Here is a 19,501-nt window from a genome sequence, read left to right on the forward strand (position 1 = left end):
AGTCTTGACCACCTCCCCCTACCCGCCCGGCGCCCGGATCGAGGTCCGCGATGCGGAGTGGATCGTCCGGACCTGCGCGAAACTCGACCGTGACGACGAGGAGAGCGCCTACCGGATCACCGCTGTCGGCGCCTCGGAATTCGTGCGCGATGAGGAAGCGGTGTTCTTCACCGACATCGACCGCGACATCAGCCTGCTGCGCCCCGAGGACACCATCCTCGAACACGACAGCACGCGCCGTTTCGCCCAGAGCCGCCTGTTCCTCGAAGCCGTGCTGCGCCGCACCCCGCTCCCACAGACCGAGAAGCGATTGGCCCTGGCCGATCGATTCCTGTTGGATCCCTTGGCGTATCAGCAGCGCCCGGCGGTGAAAGCCCTGCAGGCGTTGCGTCCGCGCATCTTGCTCGCCGATGTGGTGGGTCTGGGTAAGACCTTGGAGATCGGCCTCATTCTGGCGGAGTTGATCCGCCGGGGTCGTGGTGAGCGGATTCTGGTGGTCACCCCGCAGCAGGTGCTCGAACAGTTCCAGCACGAACTGTGGACCCGGTTCGCCATCCCGTTGATCCGGTTGGATTCGGTGGGTATCGAACGCATTCAGCGGGAGATCCCCGCAGGCCGCAATCCGTTCACCTATTACAAGCGGATCATCGTCTCCATCGATACATTGAAGAACGAGGGCAAGTACGGCCAGCATCTGGAGAAGATGTCCTGGGATGCGGTCGTCATCGACGAATCGCACAACCTGATCGGTGAGAAGAGTTTGCGTAACAAGCTCGCCCGGCTCTTGTCCCGGCAGACCGATGCTCTGCTCCTGGCCAGCGCGACACCCCACAACGGCAACAGCGAATCCTTCGCCGAGCTCATCCGCATGCTCGATCCGGCGGCGATCGCCGACAGTTCGGACTACCAGGCGGCCGATATCGCCCACCTCTATATCCGCCGCACGAAGACCGATTCCGAGGTGCGTAACCAGATCGGCACGAAATGGCCGGATCGCGGCCCGTCGGTGCCGGTGCGTTGCGCGGCAACCCCCGCCGAGGAGAAGATCTTCGCCGAACTCACCGAGGTGTGGATGGCCGGCGAGCAGCGCGTCGACGGCCCGGTGACCTCGAACCGCCTGTTCCCCTACACCCTCCTCAAACAGTTCCTCTCCTCCCACCACGCGCTGGCCAAAACCGTGGCGAACAGGTTGAAGTCCGCCACCGAGCAGCGCGAGATCGACGCGCTGACCGTGCTGCGGCAGTTGACCTCCCAAATGGGCGACGAGGATTCGGCGAAACTGGCCGCACTCCTGGGTGCACTGCGCGAGATCGGTATCGGCCCCCGCTCCGACACCCGGGCGGTGGTATTCTCCGAAAGCATCGAAACCGTGAACTGGCTGCACGAGGTCCTGCCCCGCGCGCTGAAACTCCCCGCGGGCGCCGTGGACAAACTGCTCGGCAACGGTATGTCGGATCAGACCCAGCAGGACATCATCGAACGTTTCGGCCTCTCCGACAGCCCGGTGCGGATCCTGGTGACTACTGATGTCACCTCCGAAGGCGTCAACCTGCACCGCCAGTGCCATCATCTGATCCACTTCGACGTCCCGTGGAGCCTGATCCGGATCGAACAGCGCAACGGCCGCATCGACCGCTACGGTCAGCGTTTCCAGCCCCAGTTCAAGGCGCTTATCCTCACGTCGGCGCTGGAGGGCGCGAAGGACGACCGCACCGTCGCCGAGAAACTCCTCGCGAAAGAGGAAGCGGCACATCGCAGTATCGGCACCGCGGAGGCCGTGAGCGGTGAATACCGGGCCGAGCGCGAGGAGAAAAGGCTCATCCAGGATCTTCTCGACGGTAAGACCGTGGAGGAATCACTCGAGGAACGTCCGATGGACGATCTGCTCTCGGATCTGCTCGGTTCGGTCGGGGTGGATCCAGTGGACGCCGATCCGGAACCGGCCGATGTCCCGCGGCTGTTCGAGAGCACCGAGAAATTCGTGCAGGAGGCCATTACCTCCCTCGGCCTGCTCGGCGATCTCGAGGATGACGGTGACATGCTGGCCTTTACCCCGCCCCCGGATCTTGTGCACCGGCTGTCGGCACTTCCTGCCGACTACCTGCGCAAGCACAAGATCGAGAAGCGTATGAAGGTGACCTTCGATCGAACTCTGGCGCAGCGCAAACTCACAGAGGCCCGCGACACCAAGACCATGTGGCCGGATATCGCCTACCTCTCGGATCTGCATCCGCTGGTGGACTGGGTCACCGATAAGGTCCTGGTCCGGCTGGGCCGCCAGAAGGCGCCGGTGATCGTCGCGGCGGTCGGCGAACCTGTCTTCCTCATCCAGGGCATCTACTCGAACACCCTCGGCCAGCCGACCGTGGTCGAGTGGATGGCGGTGACGAGCGCCGGGGTGCTCCCGGCCCCGATGACCGAGGTGCTGGCCGCGGCGAAGGTCGGACCCGGTATGACCAATACGGGCCGCACCGGCGACCTCACCGCCCTGCAACAGCGCATCCCCGAGGTGGTGGACCTGGCCCGCACCCACCTCGAAAGCCGCCGCGACATCTACGACGCCGAGGTCGTGGCCCCCCTCAACGCTTATCGCGGCAGGTTGCAGGAGTGGGAACAACTCACTCTCGACGGCCTCGACGCCACCCAGTTGGGGCGGAAACGGCAGTCCGTCAACGAAACAGTCGAACGCCAGCAGCGGCTGCTCGACGCCATGCAGACCACCGGTGCACCCCTGCTGCGAGTGTTGGCCGTTCTCGTTCCGGAGCAGGAGGCAGCGCGATGAGGCTCGATTCACTCGTCAATCGCGGCGACTACTTCTCGGCCCACTATCTGGCCGAGGTATTGCCGAAGGATCTGAAGAAGAAAGACGGCCTGCTGTCCCGCTGGACCGAAAGGGAGAAGCAGCACCGACTCGACCAGGAGCACGGCACTCAGGAGACGGGCGCCGAGGATCAGGGGACTCAGCGCAAGCCGGTCGGGGTGACCCCTCGGCAAGGGCTGCGCGCTCTCGGCAAACCGTATTTCGCCGATCGCCCCTATTTCGCCGAATTCGATACCCGGCGTCGGGATGGCGACACCTTCACCCCCGCCGAAACCACCGAACACCACAAGAAACTGCACGAACTGCACGGTGATGTGCTGCGCGCCCTCGGTTTCGACGCCCAGCCCCGCGAGCTCGCTACGGAGCGCGCCGGCCGCGAACATACCATCAGCGTCGCCTACGCCGACGACCACCTCATCGCCATCGAGTGCGGCTGGGCCGTGGACGTGGACGCCGCCCTCGACGACGACCAGGCCGGCCTGCTCCTGGACCCGGTCCCACTCGACAACCGCGAGGAGATCACCTCCGCCAGCAAACTCGCCCGCTGGCTGTTCGCCGGCGACAACCCGCCCCGCTATGTGCTGATCCTCGCAGGCGGCGTGGTGATCCTCGCCGATCGCGCCACCTGGGGCGAAGGCCGATTCCTCGGCGTGAGCCTCGATATCGCGCTGGGCCGCAACGATATCGACGAACTGTCCGTGATCGCCGCCCTGTTCGGCGCGGACTCCCTGCTCCCGCCCGAAGAGGGCGGCGCCGAACCGCTCGCGGATCTGCTCGGCAACTCCCGCAATCACGCGGTCGGCGTGTCGAAGGATCTGCGCGATGGGCTCAAGGAATCGGTCCAACTCATCGCCAACGAAATCCTCGACCGCATCCGCGCCCAGGGCGCCTGCCCCGAAGACGTGATGGAGCCGGCGGCCTTCGCCAAGGAACTCGGCCGAGAAGCCCTGCGCTACCTGTATCGAATCTTGTTCCTGCTCTATGCCGAAGCGCGCCCCGAACTCGGCATCCTGCCCACCGACGACCCCGACTACGGCAAAGGCTACAGCCTCGCCCGCCTCGGCGACCTGGTGGTCCGCGACCTCACCGGCGAGGAAGCCCGCGACAGCCTGCACCTGTACGAATCGCTGGAACTGCTGTTCCGCCTGGTCAACGACGGACACCGGCGGCGCACCGGCGACGAGGTGTCCGACGGGGAGGGCCTGCGGTTCGAACCGATGCGCTCGGACCTGTTCGAGCCGCGGGCGATCCGCCTCATCCGCAAGGATCTCCCCGTCGACGATGACGAGGGCCGCACCGTCGACACCCGCCTCCGCAACGGCTGCCTCTACCTGGTACTGCGCAAACTCATGCTCGCCAAAGGCCGCCGGCGGGAACGTGGCGGATTCATCTCCTACGCCCAGCTGGGGATCAACCAGCTCGGCGCGGTGTACGAGGGCCTGATGTCCTACACCGGGTTCATCGCCACTGAGGACCTTCTGGAAGTCGCGAAGGACGGCAATCACAAGGACGGGTCCTGGATGATTCCCGCATCGAAGGAAAATGACTATCCTTCGGATGTTTTCGTCAAGCGCACGGAAGAAGACGGGACGAAGACCGAAGAGTACAAGCGGTATGCACAGGGCAGCTTCGTCTACCGCCTCGCGGGCCGCGACCGGGAAACCAGCGCCTCCTACTACACCCCCGAATCACTCACCAAGGTCACCGTCCAGCTCGCCCTGAAATACCGGCTCGACCAGGACGGCACGACGACCTCCGCCGAGGAGATCCTGGGCTGGAAGATCTGCGAACCCGCACTCGGGTCCGGGGCGTTCCTCAATGAGGCCATCAATCAGGTGGCGGCCGAGTATCTGAAGCGGCGGCAGCGGGAGCTCGGGCAGGACATCGACCCCGATCGATACGAAGAGGAGCTGCAGAAGGCGAAAGCTTATATCGCGCTGCACAATTCGTATGGTGTCGATTTGAACGAGACCGCGGTGGAGCTGGCCGAGGTCTCGCTGTGGCTCAATGTCATGCACCCCGGGTTGCAGGCGCCCTGGTTCGGACTGCATCTGCGGCGCGGTAATTCGCTGATCGGCGCTGGGCGGAAAGTCTACGACATGACCCAGCTGACCAAGGGGGAATGGCTCACCCAGGCGCCCGAGGATCTGCCGTTCTCCGCCGGGGCGGTGCCGGCCGGGAAGATCCATCACTTCCTGGTCCCTGCCGACGGGTGGGGTGCGGTGGCCGGGGCCAAGGAAGCCAAGGCGCTCGCGCCCGAGGAAGCCGCGCAGCTGGCCGCTTGGCGGAAGGGGATCAAGAAGCGGGTCGCCGGGCCGAGTAAGAACGGGTCTCCCTCCAAGCAGATGCAGCGCCTTAAAGGGCTGGCCCGCCGGGTGGAATTTTTGTGGGACCTGGTGGTTCAGCGGCTGACGATCTCCGAACGGGAGATTAGTCGCAAGATCGACGTGTGGGGTGCGGACTGGATCAGCCAGCCGGAGAATGCGGTGCCCAAGGAGAAGGTATATCAGGATCTCACCGCACCCGGGACACCGCACTGGCGGTTGAAGCAGGTCATGGATGCGTGGTGCGCACTCTGGTTCTGGCCGCTGGACAAGGCAGGACTCCTCGACGGGAGCGATGTCCGATACGAGCGCGAGCTCAACGCGAGCTCCCTCGTGAAGTCGATCGTGCCGATACTCACCGAACCAGCGAAGTCCGAGGGACCAAGCGGATTTGAGCAGGTATTTGTCACGGAATCGCTGTTCAGCTTGGACGGTGAGCAGATGGAGTTGGCAGAGTTTGCCGAAGCGAAGGTGGACAATCCAAAGAATTTTAAATCTCCATGCGCCCGCAAATTTCCATCGAACCGCGACGTCATTCCCCTGAAAAATCTGGACGACTGGCTTGACTTCGCCGAAGCGGTCTTGGGTCGGGACGATGCTCCCAGGGACTCGCTCATCAGCAGTTTTTCCGGCCTAAAGGAACTGTCGGACTACGAGGACCAATTGCTGATCGATATGGTCATGGACTCGGAATTCAAGCTTATCGAACGGTTTCCATGGCTAACCGCAGTTGAGGTCATTGCCGAACAGCAGGGCTTCTTCCACTGGGAACTCGCCTTCGCTCAGATATTCAACCGAAGCGGGTTTGATCTACAGGTGGGGAATCCACCGTGGGTTCGCCCGAACTGGCAAGAGTTGTCAGTTCTAGCCGAGCTGGATCCTTGGTTCATTTTGACAACTAAACCACCGATCCGTGATCAAGAAATACGCAAAGGTAATGTGCTCGAAGGCGATTCAGCCAAGTCGTATGTTCTCCGCGAGCTTACAGCAAGTACTGGATCTGCTGCCTTCTTTGGGTCTGAAACAACCTACCCGACACTTTCTGGGTCTGCACCCAACCTATACAGACCATTTATGGTTCGAGCCTGGAAGAACTTGTCTGCCGGCGGGATAGCTGGATTGCTCCATCCAGATACGCATTTCACCGGTAAGCAGACCGGCAGACTGCGAGCGGCAGCCTACCGACACTTGCGAATGCACGCGCACTTCCAGAATCGACGCCTTCTATTCTCGGAAATTGACTGGAATATCGAGTATGCAGTCCAAGTCTATGGCAATGAGAAAGATATTGAATTTATTCATATAAGCTGGCTCTATGACCCAGCGGCGCTAGTCGGCTCCTTTGATCACGACGGAACAGGCGAGCAACCCGGCATCAAGCATCGTGGGTACTGGGACCTGCGTCCTCACCGAGACCGCCTGGTTCAGGTCGACCAGGAGGTGCTTAAGAAATGGCAGGATTTGACAGGTGATACAGAAGAGCCGCCAGAGCAAGCAAAACTTCTTTACCCAGTATCCGCATCGGAACAGGGTGCAATTTATCAACTTTCCCAGGTGAGGGTTCGTGCGGACAGCTACGACAGCCGTATCAGCGCGGGTCTTGATGAATCGGGGGACCAAAAACGTGGTCTGATAGTCTGGAAAACGTCCTATCCAAGTAGCTGGGATGAGGTCGTACTTCGTGGACCGCACTTCAATCTTGCCACACCGTTCTCGAAGCAGCCTCCGCTAATGGGTCGAAATGATCCTGTTGTTGACCTGACTGTGTTGCCAGCTGACGCTGTTCCTTCCACAGATTTTTCACGTGCTTGTGATAGGGAAACCTATATTAATTCACAGGATCGCTGGACTTTCAAAGGAAAGAGTGGAGTATACACCGATTTCTATCGGGTTGCATGGCGAGAGATGATTCCCAATAATACCGAACGTAGCCTCTATCCAGTTATTATCCCGCCTGGTCCAACGCATGTCAACCTGGTGCGCAGCATGGCGTTGCCTCACGATCGAGAAACCGTACTGTTTGCCGGATTCTGGACTGGGCTGCCTATTGACTATCTCCTGCGTGTCGCTGGACAAGGACATCTGAGCGCATCGAGCGCTCGCAGGATGCCTGCACCCTCGGTGGATCATCCGCTCGCCGAGCAACTTATTTTGCGCACGATGCGACTCAATTGCCTAACCCGTGCATACGTAGACCTGTGGAGCCGTCTCTATAATGAGGATTGGAAAAGTGATCACTGGAATATCTGCGAGAACAAACTCCTGCCTCTCGGATCCGTTGGCCCAACATGGAATGAAGAGACACCATTAAGAACGGAACATCAGAGACGCACCGCGCTGATCGAAATCGATGCAATCGTTGCGCTAATGCTGGGAATGGGCGTTGAGGAACTTCTTGCGGCTTACAAGGCGCGATTCCCTCAGTTGGTCACATACGAAAGCGCGATGTGGTTCGATGCAGACGGAAGGCGGATCGCGGAGAATTTCAATGCTTACGGCCATGGCCAAACCAAGGAACATTTCAAGCAGCTTGTAGACCACCTCGATCTGGAAACCAACGGCCCGGCTCCAGACAGCTACCAGGCGCCTTTCTACAGGGCGGATCGCGAGGTCGAATACCGCCAAGCACACGCCCACTTCGCCGACCGTCTCCGTGCGGCAGGATACTCCGTCCCGAGTGAATCCGACAGCGAGGTGACCCCTGCATGAAACCAACGCTGGCGGCAGAAGAGCTTCGGAAGAGTCTCACCCAGTACCTCACAACGACGTTCGCCCTCGCGGAACCCCCAGTCCGCGAGGCGCTGGAGCGTTTCCTCGAACACCCTCGACAGGGCATCTTCCGCGGCCCCTACCTCCGCATCCGTACCAAGTTCCGCAAGGTCGACGAGCAGACGTGGCAGAACCCCCTCCAGTGGATCCCCGCCGGCTTCGTCCCCCACCTACACCAGGCCAACGCATGGGAGCGGTTGAGCACCAACGGTAAGAAGGCCGAACCGTCGCTTATCACCACTGGCACCGGGTCCGGCAAGACCGAATCGTTCCTCATCCCGGTCCTCGACCACTGCCGCCGGGAACGCGCCGCCGGGCATCACGGTGTGAAGGCCGTTTTCCTGTACCCGATGAACGCGCTCGCCACCGACCAGGCGCAGCGCATCAACGAACTGCTCACGCAGACGGGGATGGAGGAGGTGACCGCGGCGCTCTATATCGGTGACACCCCTGAGGTCGGTTATCCGAAGGTGATGACCATGCGGTCGGAGATCCGGCGAAATCCACCCGATATCCTCATCACCAACTACAAGATGCTCGACCTGCTGTTGCAGCGGGCCGATGATTTGCCGCTGTGGGCGGATGCCCGGATTGCCTATGTGGTGGTGGACGAATTCCACACCTACGACGGCGCCCAGGCCACCGATGTGGCCATGCTGTTGCGGCGCTTGGCCGCCGCCACGGGGCACTCCCGGCCCGGGGAACCGCTGGGCGATATCTGCCCGGTCGCTACCTCCGCCACGCTCGGTGAGGGCGGGGACAGTGTGGCGATTCGGGAGGTCGCGCGGAAAGTGTTCGGGGTGGTATTCGACGAAGGGTCGGTGATCGGGGAGAACCGGCTCGCCGTCACGGATTTCGTCGACGACCTCGACCTCGGGCTGCCGCTGCCTTCCCCGGACGACTTGCTCTCCTGCGCCGACCCCCTGCGCTTTCCGACAGCGATCGACGAGATTGCCGAGGTCGTCACCGGGATGTCCGGGCTCAACCCGCCGGAACTGGGCAGTCGGCTGCGCAAACATATTCTCACGCACGCGGTGCTGGAAATCCTCGACGAGCAGCCGCCGCGCGGGCGTCCGCGCACGCTGCCCGAAATTCTGGAATCGCTGCCCAAACGCGGTGCTTACAGCTGGGGTGCGGTGATCCGTGACAACCCGCGCAAGGCGGCGTCGGCGCTGGCCCGGTTCATCGCGCTGCTGTCGGTAGCCCGGGATCCCGACGATCCAGGGAAGCCACTGCTGCTCATCGAAACGCATGTGTGGGCGCGGGGTGTGTCGCGGCTGCTGCGCATGGTCGATGCGGTGCCGGCGTTCGCTTGGGAAGGGGAAGCGCCGGTCCTCGACGAGGATTCGATGCTGAATTCGATGGGGCGGCTGATGCTGCCTGCCGTCTATTGTCGGCATTGCGGACGTTCGGGGTGGGCGGCCTATTCGCCGGAACGGGATCCGGCGGAACTGGTGCTGGCTCCGGACAAGATTTACCGCTCCAGCGTCGGGTCCGAGAGCAAGCGGGTGCGTCCGTTCATCAAGGCGACCGAGGAGGAGGTCGCCGCGGGCGTTTCTGGTGGTGTGCGCGGGCTGCTGGTACTGGATAACGGTCACGTGCGACCGGCGGATCCCGCCGCGCCGGCCGGGGACACCACGGTATATGTGCTGGGTGATGTCGGTACCAGCGTGGAGTCCAACCGCAATGCGGCACAAGACCGCTGCCCGGCCTGCGGGATGGATCAGGGTATTCGCTTCCTCGGCGCAGGGCTGGCCAGCCTCGCGTCGGTGGCGATCACCCAGCTGTTCTCGCGCGGGCAACTCGAGCCGGATCAGCGGAAAACGCTGCTGTTCAACGATTCCGTGCAGGATGCCGCGCATCGGGCGGGATTTGTCGCCAACCGCTCCTACACGTTCTCGCTTCGCCGCCTCATCACCAGCAGGCTCGACCCGGAAGCGCCGATCCTGCTGCACGACCTGATCGCCGAACTCGCCGCCGCGGCCACCGAAGCCGAATCGCTGCCCGCGGTGGTGCCGCCCGATCTGCACGATCAGCCCGAGATCGACGCCATCCTCGCGGAGGAAACCAGCGGCACCCCGCAAGCCTGGGATCTCATCGGAGAACGGCTGGCCTTCCAGACCATCCTCGAATTCGGCCTGCGGTCCCGGCAGGGCCGCACCCTTGAACTCACCGGCACGGTGTCCGCCGAGGTGGTGCTCGATGATCCCGAGGTGATTGCGGGGCTCGCGCGGGACGCCCACATGCAGGTTTCCGGGCAGATCGAAACACAGTCGCCTGCACGGTATCTGGTGTTCGTGCGGGGACTGCTCGAACGGATGCGCTATCGCGGCGCGATCAAACACCGCTGGTTGGACACCTGGCTCGCGGTGGCGGGGACGAAACGATTCGGCACGATCTGGGGCCGCAGGCCCGACGGGATGCCCGCGTTTCCGAACGGCCTATCCGCGCCAGCGTTCGTGCGCGATCGGGCGAGGAAGGGTTCCGAATTCGACGGTATCGAATCCGATCAGAGCTGGATGCAGGACTGGGCGGCCCGGTGTCTCGGGTTAGCGCGCGGGCAGTCCGGCGATTTCCTGGCCCGGCTGCTCCCGCTGCTTGCCACCGAGAATGTATTGGCCAAGCGGGTCGCCGCCGATGGGTCCACGCAGCTGTACGGCCTGCAGCCCGGACATATCCGCGTGCGGTATCTCGACGACGACGAGGTGGCGGACGCCGGCCTCGGGTGCGACCGGTGCTCCTGGCAGCAGACCGTCCACCCGGAGAACGCCGACGACTGGCTCGGGCATCCGTGCCCGCGCTACCGCTGCGGTGGCACGTTGTCGGTGCGAGGACTCCTGGACAAAAACGACTACTACCGGAACCTGTACCAAGGTGAGACGCCGTTGCGCGTGGTGACCGCCGAGCACACCGGCGCGCTCACACGCAGTCAGCGCGAACAGGTGGAACAGCAGTTCAAATCCGGTCGGCGCTACAACGATCCGAACGTGCTGTCCTGCACTCCCACCCTGGAACTCGGTATCGACATCGGCGAGCTCTCCGCGGTGGTGCTCGCCTCGCTTCCGCCTGGTCCGGCGAACTATGTGCAGCGGGTCGGGCGCGCGGGTCGGCGCACGGGTAACGCGTTCCTGGTGACGCTGGTGGGCCGCCGGGCCCGTGATCTGTATTTCCTCGATCAGCCGCTGTCCATGATCGACGGCGAAATCGTTCCGCCGGGAAGTTATCTCGCGGCGGTGGAGATCCTGCGCCGGCAGTATTTCGCGCATCTGGTGGACCTCGCGGCCCGGGGCCGGATACCCGGCGTGCTGCCGCTGCCGCATCGAGCCTCGGCGCTGTTCGGTCCCACGGGCTGGCTGGCGACCTTCGTGCCCGCCGCCCTCGCCTGCGGCGCGGTCGAGCCGTTCCTCGACCTGTTCGGGGCCGAAGTGCGCGGCCCCGCCGACAGCGACGCCGCCGCCTTCGCGGCCGCGTCCGACGACCTGCGCAACTTCGCGGTGGCCGGGCTCGCCGACGCTACGGCCCACGCCGAAGAGCAGTGGGAAGAACGCCTCGCCGACCTTCGCGACCGCGTCCAACTCATCGACACCGCGATCGCGAACTCGCTCGACGACGCGGACAACCGGATCGTCAAACAGTCGCTGAAAAAGGAACGCGGCGCGGTGAACCGGCGGATCGGCGAGATCGGCGCGCAGAACGCCCAGGGCGCGCTCGTCGAACTCGGGCTACTGCCGAACTATTCGCTCATCGATTCATCGACCACTCTGGAAGCCACCATCACCTGGGATGACACCGGGCCCGATGGGGATCGCAACTACCACAGCGAGGTCAGGGAATACCGCAGGCCCGCGCAGGTGGCGCTCACCGAACTCGCCCCCGGCAATACCTTCTACATGCGCGGCTACGAGCATTTCGTCAGCGGACTCGATGTGGGGACGTCGAACCGGCAGGTGTGGCAGTACTGGCGGGTGTGCCCGGACTGCGGGTATGTCCGCACCACTCGCGCGGTGGCCGACACCTCGCCCTGTCCGCGGTGCCGGGCGCAGGACATCGGGGAGGTCGGGGTGCTGCACAAGGTGCTGCGGCCGGTGCGGGTCACCGCGCACGATCGCCGCGACGACGCCCGGATCCGCGACGATCAGGACGATCGCAAACGCGCCTACTACGAGGTGGTCGCGGCCGTCGATATCGACCCTGCCGATATCGCCGAAGGGTCCTGGCGGCATACCACCGCGGTGTTCGGCGTCGACTTCACCCGTCACGCGATGATCCGTCGCTTCAATCTCGGCGCCACCCGCTACGACCGCCCCGCGACCGACGCCTTTGCCGGAGAAGGCGTGCGGTTGAATCCCTTCTACACCTGTCCGGCGTGCGGAGGGACCACCACCGACGGACCGCCCCCCGCCTCGTCGAACGCACTGGTCGCGCCGTCGATCTGGGATCCGGCCCGCAAACATCACCGGCCCTGGTGCACCTACCGGCGGTCGGCCAAGGACGCCGACTACCTCGCGCTGATCCTCGCCCACGAACTCGACACCGAGGCGCTGCGCATCCTGCTGCCCGTGGCGACGTTGCGCGCCGAGGAGAAGACCGCGACGTTCCAGGCGGCGCTGATGGCCGGGGTCGCCCGCAAATACGGCGGTGATCCCGACCATCTGAGGATCGTCACCGCCACCATGCCCGATCACGACACCGGTCGGCGTCGGCGCTTCCTGGTACTGCACGACGCCCTGCCCGGTGGCACCGGATATCTGCATCGGCTCTCCGAATCGGCGGAATTCCGGGAGGTGCTCGAAGCCGCCCGCACCATCGTGCGCGACTGCGGCTGCCAGCACGAGGACCCGCCCAAGGCGGCCTGCCACCGGTGCCTGTTGGCGCATGTGCCCGACGACCGGCCAGATATGTACGACAAGGTGAGCCGGGTCGAGGCGCTCGAGATGCTCGACGAACTGCTCACGGACTGGCAGGTCGCGGCGGTATCGGATACCGATCACATCTCGCTGTGGGATCAGGTGGAGAGCGAACTGGAGGCGCGCTTTCTCGACGGCCTCGAGAAGTGGGCGGCCCGTGAGGACACTCCGGGCACTCTCGTGCGCGCCGGACTCGTGAACGGCAAACGTACCGCCGATCTGCGTATTGTCGGGCCCGACGGGAGTTCACGACACTGGAAGATGCTGCTGCAGAACACTATCCGCGGTACCCGCCCGGATGTGCTGTTCCGGCTGATCGGCGATCATCCCCAGGAGATCTCGGTCTACCTCGACGGGTACGAATTCCATGCTTCCCCGACGCACAACCGGATCGCCGACGACGCCCGGAAACGGGCCCGGCTGCGGGCGCATCGGGGGTTGGTCTTCCAGATCACATGGAACGATATCGAGGCGTGGGAGGAGCGCCGGTTCGCACCGAACACGTCACGGGAACCTCTGGTCGCGCCGTATCAGGGCAATGCGCAGAACGTCGCGCGTGCGGTCTACGGCAAGACCGGCGCGGACCCCGACGATCTGGTACGGACCATGTGGACCAATCCGGTCGACACGCTACTGGAGTATCTGACAGATCCGGATCAGAAGCGTTGGCTCGTCCGAGCCGAGGCCGTCGTCGCGGGGGCCGTGAAGACTGCCACGGCCCAGAGCACCTCCGATACCGACGGCGTCGCCGAACGGCTCGGGGCCGCGCTACGCGGTGAGCGACTTCCCGCCCCCGCGGCCGGGAAGATCGCCACCGTGACGGCCGGGCATCTCGCCATCGTCCTGGATCAGCGGACCACCACCCCGGCCTGGAGCGCGATGACCGTCCTCGACGACCGAGACACCACGATCACCACCGATCAGACCGGCCACAAGAAGCGCTGGGCGAACTGGCTGTATTGGGGAAATCTCCTGCAATTCCTCGACTGCGGTGCCGGTGACAGCGGCCAGCTGGCACTGTCGACGCTGCCCGAGTTCGATGCGCACGCACTGGCCGCGGCGGGCGGACCGGGCATCCTCACCGCACTGAGCCTGCTGCCGTTGGAAGACGAACTCGTCGACCGAACGCTGCCGCCACCGCCACGGCCCCACGACAAGGCCCCGGAACCCGAGCCCGCGGTGGTGAGCACCGCGATACCGGACGAGTGGCGTGAACAGCTCGACCTGATAGACCCCGATGAACCAGGTCTCGCCGAACTCGCTCACGAGCTCGCGGCGCGTGGCGTGCCGGTGCCGACGGTTGGATACGAACTCGGCGATCAAGCCTGGCAGGCAGAATTGGCCTGGCCCGCAGGCGAAGTCGGAGTTGTGCTTTCCAGTGACCCGGAAGCGGACGCATGTGCCGCCGCTTTCAAGGAAGCCGGCTGGGAAGTACGTACTGCGGCTGATTGGACGGCGGCCGAGCTCGCCGAACGGATGGGAGGGACACGATGAGCGGCGCGACACTACGCATGCTCGACAAAGCGTATGACGAGATCATGAAGCTGCCGCGGCCGGTGAAGGGCGCGATTTACGACTTCCAGCACAAGTTCCGGCACGATCCCACCACGACGGGCCTGCGGTTCAAACAGTTGAAGGTGAACTCGCCGCTGTACTCGGCGCGAGTCAACGACGACTACCGGGCGCTGCTACTGCACGCCGGCAACCAGGACTACGTGATCGTCGCGGTGAAATCGCGGCAGGAGGTCTACGACAACCTCGACCGGTACCGATACCAGATCAACCCCGTCAGCGGCGGTATCGAATTCGTCGACCTGGTCTCCGCCGAAACCGTCGTGCCCGAGCCCGAGGATGAAACTCCCACGGTGACAGGGTTGTTCGAGAAGTACTCCGACGAGACCCTGCTCGAACTCGGCGTGGCAGAGCCGCTGCTGCCACTGATCGCAAAGCTCACCACCGAGGACGAGCTACAGGCCCTCATCTCCTACGCTCCCCAGCTCACCGGGGAAGTCCTGCTCGAGCTGTTCGTAGGGAAAACGCCCGAAGAGGTGATGGAGCAGGTCACCACACCCGTGGCGGCTGCCGAACCGATCGATGCTCAGGACTACCAGTCCGCGCTGGCCCGGCCTGCGACGGTGACCACGGCTGACACCGCACTGCAGGAGGTCCTGGAAGGTGGCGATTTCCAGCGGTGGAAGACGTTCCTGCACCCTACGCAGCGCACGATCGTCCAACGCGATTACAAGGGGCCCGCGCGGGTGAGCGGGGGACCGGGGACCGGGAAGACGATCGTCGCGCTGCACCGAGTGGTGCGGCTGGCCCGTGAACTCGAGCCGGGCGGCGGACAAGACATCCTGCTCACCACGTTCAACACCAACCTCGCCGCCGATCTGCGCCAGCGGCTCGTCGATCTCGGGGGACCGGAGGTCCTCGATCGCGTCGAAATCATCCCGGTCGACAAGCTCGCCGGGAAGGTCGTCTCGGAGTCGTCCGGCGGGTCTCGGCGGCGGGCGATTCCAGACGCGAAGGCAGTCGAGGAGTGGCGGCAGCTGCTCCTCGAGGAGGGTGTCCTCGAATGGGATCCCGAGTTCCTGCACGATGAATGGACCGAGGTGATTCTCGGGCAAGGGGTGGCCACGCGCGCCCAATATTTCAAGGCCCGGCGCTCAGGTCGGGGCAGGCGTATCGGCCGGGAATCGCGCGCGGTGATCTGGCGGCTGGTCGAACTGTATGTGCAGCGGCTCGACGCCCAGCAGGTGTGGACTTTCCGGCAGGTGTCCGAACGGGCTGCCCAGCTGGAAACCGAACGTGTGCGAAACGACAGCGACGCACCTCGGCGCTATCGGCACATCGTGGTCGACGAGGCCCAAGACCTCGACCCCACGCATTGGCGCCTGCTGCGCGCGATGGTCGCCGAAGGTCGCAACGATCTCTTTATCGCCGGTGACACCCATCAACGGCTCTACGGCCACTACGTCTCGCTCGGGCAATTGGGCACCAACATCCGCGGACGTTCAGCCAAACTCACCCTGAGCTACCGCACCACCCACGAAATCCTCGGCCTCGCCTCGGTACTGCTCGGCGAGGAAGACTGGGATGATCTCGACGAAGGCAGCGACGACCTCGCTGGGTTCCGCTCCGTGCTCCGCGGCGGGAATCCTGTGCTGCGGTCCCACCCGACCTGGGAAGCCGAGCTCGACGGGATCACCGAGGTGATCGTAGGCTGGCCCACTACTTCCGTCGCGGTCGCTGTGCCGGAGCGGTGGATGGTTGGCGACGTGGTAAAACGCCTGGAAAGCAACGATATCCATGCTTCAGTCATCGGCCCCGATGGACCGCAGGACCTCGACGCCCCTGTGCATGTGGGCACCATGCACAGGTTCAAGGGTCTCGAATACCAGCGCATGATCCTGGCTGGGGTGGCCGACAGCCTGGTGCCCGCCAAACGCGTACTCGAGATGAAACAAGCCGACCCGGTGCGGTATCGGGCGGAATTCAAACGCGCCCGGTCCCTGCTGTTTGTGGCCGCCACCCGCGCCCGCGACACCGTGCTGATCTCTTGGCACGGTAAGAAGAGCAGGTTCCTCCCGTGAAAGAGATCGCCGACCGTTACCGGATCACGTCTCCCATCGGACGCGGCGGTCGGGCTGGACGCGACTGCGCGGCCGATGGTGCCGATCAGGTCGATCGCGGTGGTGGCCAGGACTCCGGCGGCGTGGATCAGCTGGTCGTCGCGGGCGGCATGCACGGCGATGGTGAAACTACCCCGGTCGGGGCTGAAACCTGTTGTGGCCACGCGGTGTCGGCGATGGCGGTGCGCAGCGCCTGGTAGGTGATCAGCAGGGTGTAGACCTCTTGGGTGACCCCCGGCCGGGGTGCGGGCGTAGCATCCGCCTACCGAGGATGGTCGATCTCAGTTCGAGATAGCTGGTTTCGATCTCCCACCGTTGATGGTAGAGATCCACCAATTCCTTTGCGGGGTAACGTTTGTCGTCGGTCAGTGTGGTGATCAACCGGTACCGCTCGACCCGGCGTGGTCCGCCCGCGCAGCGCACGGTGATCTCGGCGTCGATTACACGCACGGTCACCGCGCCAGCATGGGTCAGCCATGATCGGTCACCCAACCGCGCGATCGCCGGGACGCGCCGGTTTGGTGTGGACCGTCAGCTAATTCCTCCAGGCTGCCGTCACGGAATTCCTCCAGCAGACGTGCCTCGCTGCGAGCGTAGCGAGCCCGTTCCTCGGGTTAGCCGGCGGCCCGTCCTGGGCGTTTGCGGGGTTCGGCGACGACACCGTCGCCGCGGCCATGATCGACCGCCTCGTCCACCACGCCGAGGTCATCGCCCTCAAGGGCGACAGCTACCGGCTCAAGGACCGCGACCTCGGCCGCGTCCCGCCCGCCGGCACAACTGAAGACTGACAACCAACCAAGAACCACCGGCCGAGGGGTCAACTTTCACCTGCCGGAAAGGGGTCAGGATTCAGCCGCCGTTGACAGCTGTGAGGCATCTATCGACAGCGTCGGCCGCAGACAAACATGGACGTGATCAAGATGAACACACACACACGACGTACGGCGACGCTCTGCGCCGGTGTACTGCTCGGTTCGATTCAACTCGCCGCGGTAGCGGGGGGGGGGGGTGTAGCCGGTGCCGATCCGGTGGTCGACACCTTCCGCCAGACCGTGACAGACGACGGCTGGACGCTGACCATCAGCAAGACGGGTGAGAATCTCGACCGCAGGCCCAACCGGGCGAACTCGCCCCTGAGCCGTGAAGGCGTGGTCGCGGTGAAGGCCGCTGCCGAGGTCGCCGGGGTGAACCTGCCTGATGCGGTGAACGGGACTTTGACCCTGAGCTATCAGATCGGTTGCGCCGTCGATGTTTCCAGCGGTCTGCGACTGGGTGTCGGCGCCTCGCTCGGCGGAAACGCCGGGGTAGCGGTTTCGGGTGCGACGCTCGGTGCGCGCGCGTCGTTGACGCCGAACATCTCCGCTACGCTCGTGCCCGGCAAGGTATCGACCATCGAGATCGGGAAGAAGCCACTGACCGCGTCGCGAGGCTCGATCACCGCCGAAGGGGTCACCATCAAGGTCGATGCCTGTCTCGGCCCGGTCACGATGCGCTCGGTCACCGCGGCGACGATCAGTACCTCGACCGCGGACAGCACGGTCACCGTGTACGGCGACACCGTTGAGCTGTGAGCAGCGGGGGTATCAGTGTATAAATTCACTGGTACCCCCGCGATCGGTGTGCTGGCCTCAGCCGATGCTGAACGGCTGACCCCACAGGGTCACCACGGAGCTGACCGCATCGGTGGACACCTTCACCTTGACGAAGGCGCGCGCTTGGGCGTAGCCCGCGCAGCCGGACAATCCGATCGTGGAATCGGACCAGGTGACGCTGCCACTCGTGCCGCTGAATTTGTTGCGGGTCTTGTGCGATTCATCGCCGTAGTCGTCGGCTTCTTCCAGATCGAGCAGGTACATCGCCTTCGCCTGGCCGGGACCCAGTGACAGGTTGCCGCCGGTCTTGCCGCCGATCTCGGGTTTCTTCCCCTCCCAATCGGACTTGGCGTCGACGCCGCCGGTCACCCCGCCGCCGCCGATGTTCACCTGGCACCCGACGACATACCCCGGAAAGATGGCGCCGCTCCTGACGCCGGGGCCGGACAGTTCCACCTGGGCGCTGCCGGAGACCCAGGTGTTGCGATGCACCGGAGTCGAACCCATGGAGGGGTTGATGGTGGCGGATTCGCCGACCAGGCGAACGGTCACCACGGTGCCGTCGGTCAGCGTGCGGGAGATCTCGCCGCCGGGCAGCGGTACGAAAGTGTCGGCGTTGGCCGCGCCGGTGGAGCACAGGCCCAGCGCTATGGTCGCGGCGGCACCGGCACCGGCCAGGCGCACCGCGGTCTTGCGATCGATCATGGTTGCTTTCCCTCGGGGTTGAATGCTATTGAGCGGAGGTCGTATTCGGCTCAGCCGATGCTGAACGGCATTCCGTACAGTGAGGTTTTGGAGTAGTGGTCACCGATGATCTCGACCACGGTGAACGCGCGGGCCTGGGCGTAGCCTGCGCAGCCCTGGATCTGCAACTCGGCGTCCTGGTATTCGACGGCGTAGACGCCCGGCTCTAGGATGTCCTTGCCTCCCACCGCGACGAACGCCACCTCGCCCGGACCGAGCTTCACCCCGATCGATCCGCCCGCGTTCACCCCGCCGGTGCTGACGCCACCCGACACACCCGCTGAGATCGCCTCGTCGCCGATGCTGACCTGGCAGCCGACGATGTAGCCGGTGGTGACCCGCGAAGCCCCGTGTGTCGAGGAATTGTTGGTGCCCGGTCTGTCCGCAGCGCCGTTGTTCGGCCCGACCTTGCCCGTCGGAGTCGCGCTGACATCGGCGATGACGGTGCCCGACAACCAGGCGACGCGCCCGGCGCCGTTGGCGGCGAGCGACGGCGAGATCACCGCGCGCTCCTGAGTGCGGGTGATCTTGACACCCAGACCGAGACGCTCACCGTCGGGCAACGGAACGACGGTGTCACCGCTCGCGGTGCCGGTGGCGAGTACGCCGAGCGCTGTCAGCGCGGCGGCTCCGAGCCCCGCGGCCCGGATGCGGTGGCGGGTACCGGAATAACTGTTCATGTCCAACCCTCATCAGATGCTGAAGCGGTGCG

9 protein-coding genes and 1 pseudogene are annotated in these 19,501 nt (G+C 64.4%); 7 read left to right on the forward strand and 3 right to left on the reverse strand.

Annotated elements, in window-relative coordinates; genetic code table 11:
• Window positions 1–4: 4 nt before the first annotated feature.
• From APZ21_RS04980 to APZ21_RS05000, 5 genes are read left to right on the forward strand one after another with little or no spacing between them, the layout of a single operon-like run.
• On the forward strand, window positions 5–2,782 hold the full coding sequence (locus APZ21_RS04980; protein ID WP_054812004.1) for a DEAD/DEAH box helicase: 2,778 nt from the start codon (window positions 5–7) through the stop codon (window positions 2,780–2,782).
• Window positions 2,779–7,854 carry a hypothetical protein gene (locus tag APZ21_RS04985; protein WP_054812005.1) on the forward strand — a complete coding sequence of 1,692 codons (5,076 nt, stop codon included), beginning with the start codon at window positions 2,779–2,781 and terminating at the stop codon, window positions 7,852–7,854. Before APZ21_RS04980 ends, APZ21_RS04985 begins: the two co-directional genes overlap by 4 nt.
• Window positions 7,851–14,315 (forward strand): DEAD/DEAH box helicase, encoded by a 6,465-nt coding sequence (locus APZ21_RS04990; RefSeq protein WP_054812006.1) that lies wholly within the window; start codon window positions 7,851–7,853, stop codon window positions 14,313–14,315. The genes APZ21_RS04985 and APZ21_RS04990 overlap by 4 nt, the downstream gene beginning before the upstream one ends.
• Entirely contained in the window at window positions 14,312–16,414 is a 2,103-nt protein-coding gene (locus APZ21_RS04995) for a UvrD-helicase domain-containing protein (RefSeq protein ID WP_054812007.1), read from the forward strand. Before APZ21_RS04990 ends, APZ21_RS04995 begins: the two co-directional genes overlap by 4 nt.
• Window positions 16,411–16,653, forward strand: a complete 243-nt coding sequence (locus APZ21_RS05000) for a hypothetical protein (RefSeq protein ID WP_054812008.1) — start codon at window positions 16,411–16,413, stop codon at window positions 16,651–16,653. Before APZ21_RS04995 ends, APZ21_RS05000 begins: the two co-directional genes overlap by 4 nt.
• Before the next feature lie 4 nt (window positions 16,654–16,657).
• Here APZ21_RS05000 and APZ21_RS05005 read toward each other — a convergent pair whose 3' ends face one another.
• Entirely contained in the window at window positions 16,658–16,909 is a 252-nt protein-coding gene (locus APZ21_RS05005; protein WP_054812009.1) for a transposase, read from the reverse strand.
• A 191-nt stretch (window positions 16,910–17,100) separates the two neighbouring features.
• On the opposite strand from APZ21_RS05005, the pseudogene APZ21_RS32745 reads away from it, so the two are divergent.
• Together APZ21_RS32745 and APZ21_RS05010 are read left to right on the forward strand one after the other, a co-directional pair.
• A pseudogene (locus APZ21_RS32745) lies at window positions 17,101–17,241 on the forward strand (ATP-binding protein); the annotation flags it as partial.
• Window positions 17,242–17,358: 117 nt separating this feature from the next.
• Window positions 17,359–18,024 (forward strand): MspA family porin, encoded by a 666-nt coding sequence (locus APZ21_RS05010; RefSeq protein ID WP_054812010.1) that lies wholly within the window; start codon window positions 17,359–17,361, stop codon window positions 18,022–18,024.
• Window positions 18,025–18,081: 57 nt separating this feature from the next.
• On the opposite strand, the gene APZ21_RS05015 is transcribed toward APZ21_RS05010, so the two are convergent.
• Window positions 18,082–18,750, reverse strand: a complete 669-nt coding sequence (locus APZ21_RS05015) for an MspA family porin (RefSeq protein WP_054812011.1) — start codon at window positions 18,748–18,750, stop codon at window positions 18,082–18,084.
• Window positions 18,751–18,800: 50 nt separating this feature from the next.
• Entirely contained in the window at window positions 18,801–19,469 is a 669-nt protein-coding gene (locus APZ21_RS05020; protein WP_054812012.1) for an MspA family porin, read from the reverse strand.
• Between the last annotated feature and the right edge of the window lie 32 nt (window positions 19,470–19,501).

The sequence above is a fragment of the Nocardia arizonensis genome (assembly GCF_001310275.1).
Classification (GTDB): domain Bacteria; phylum Actinomycetota; class Actinomycetes; order Mycobacteriales; family Mycobacteriaceae; genus Nocardia; species Nocardia arizonensis.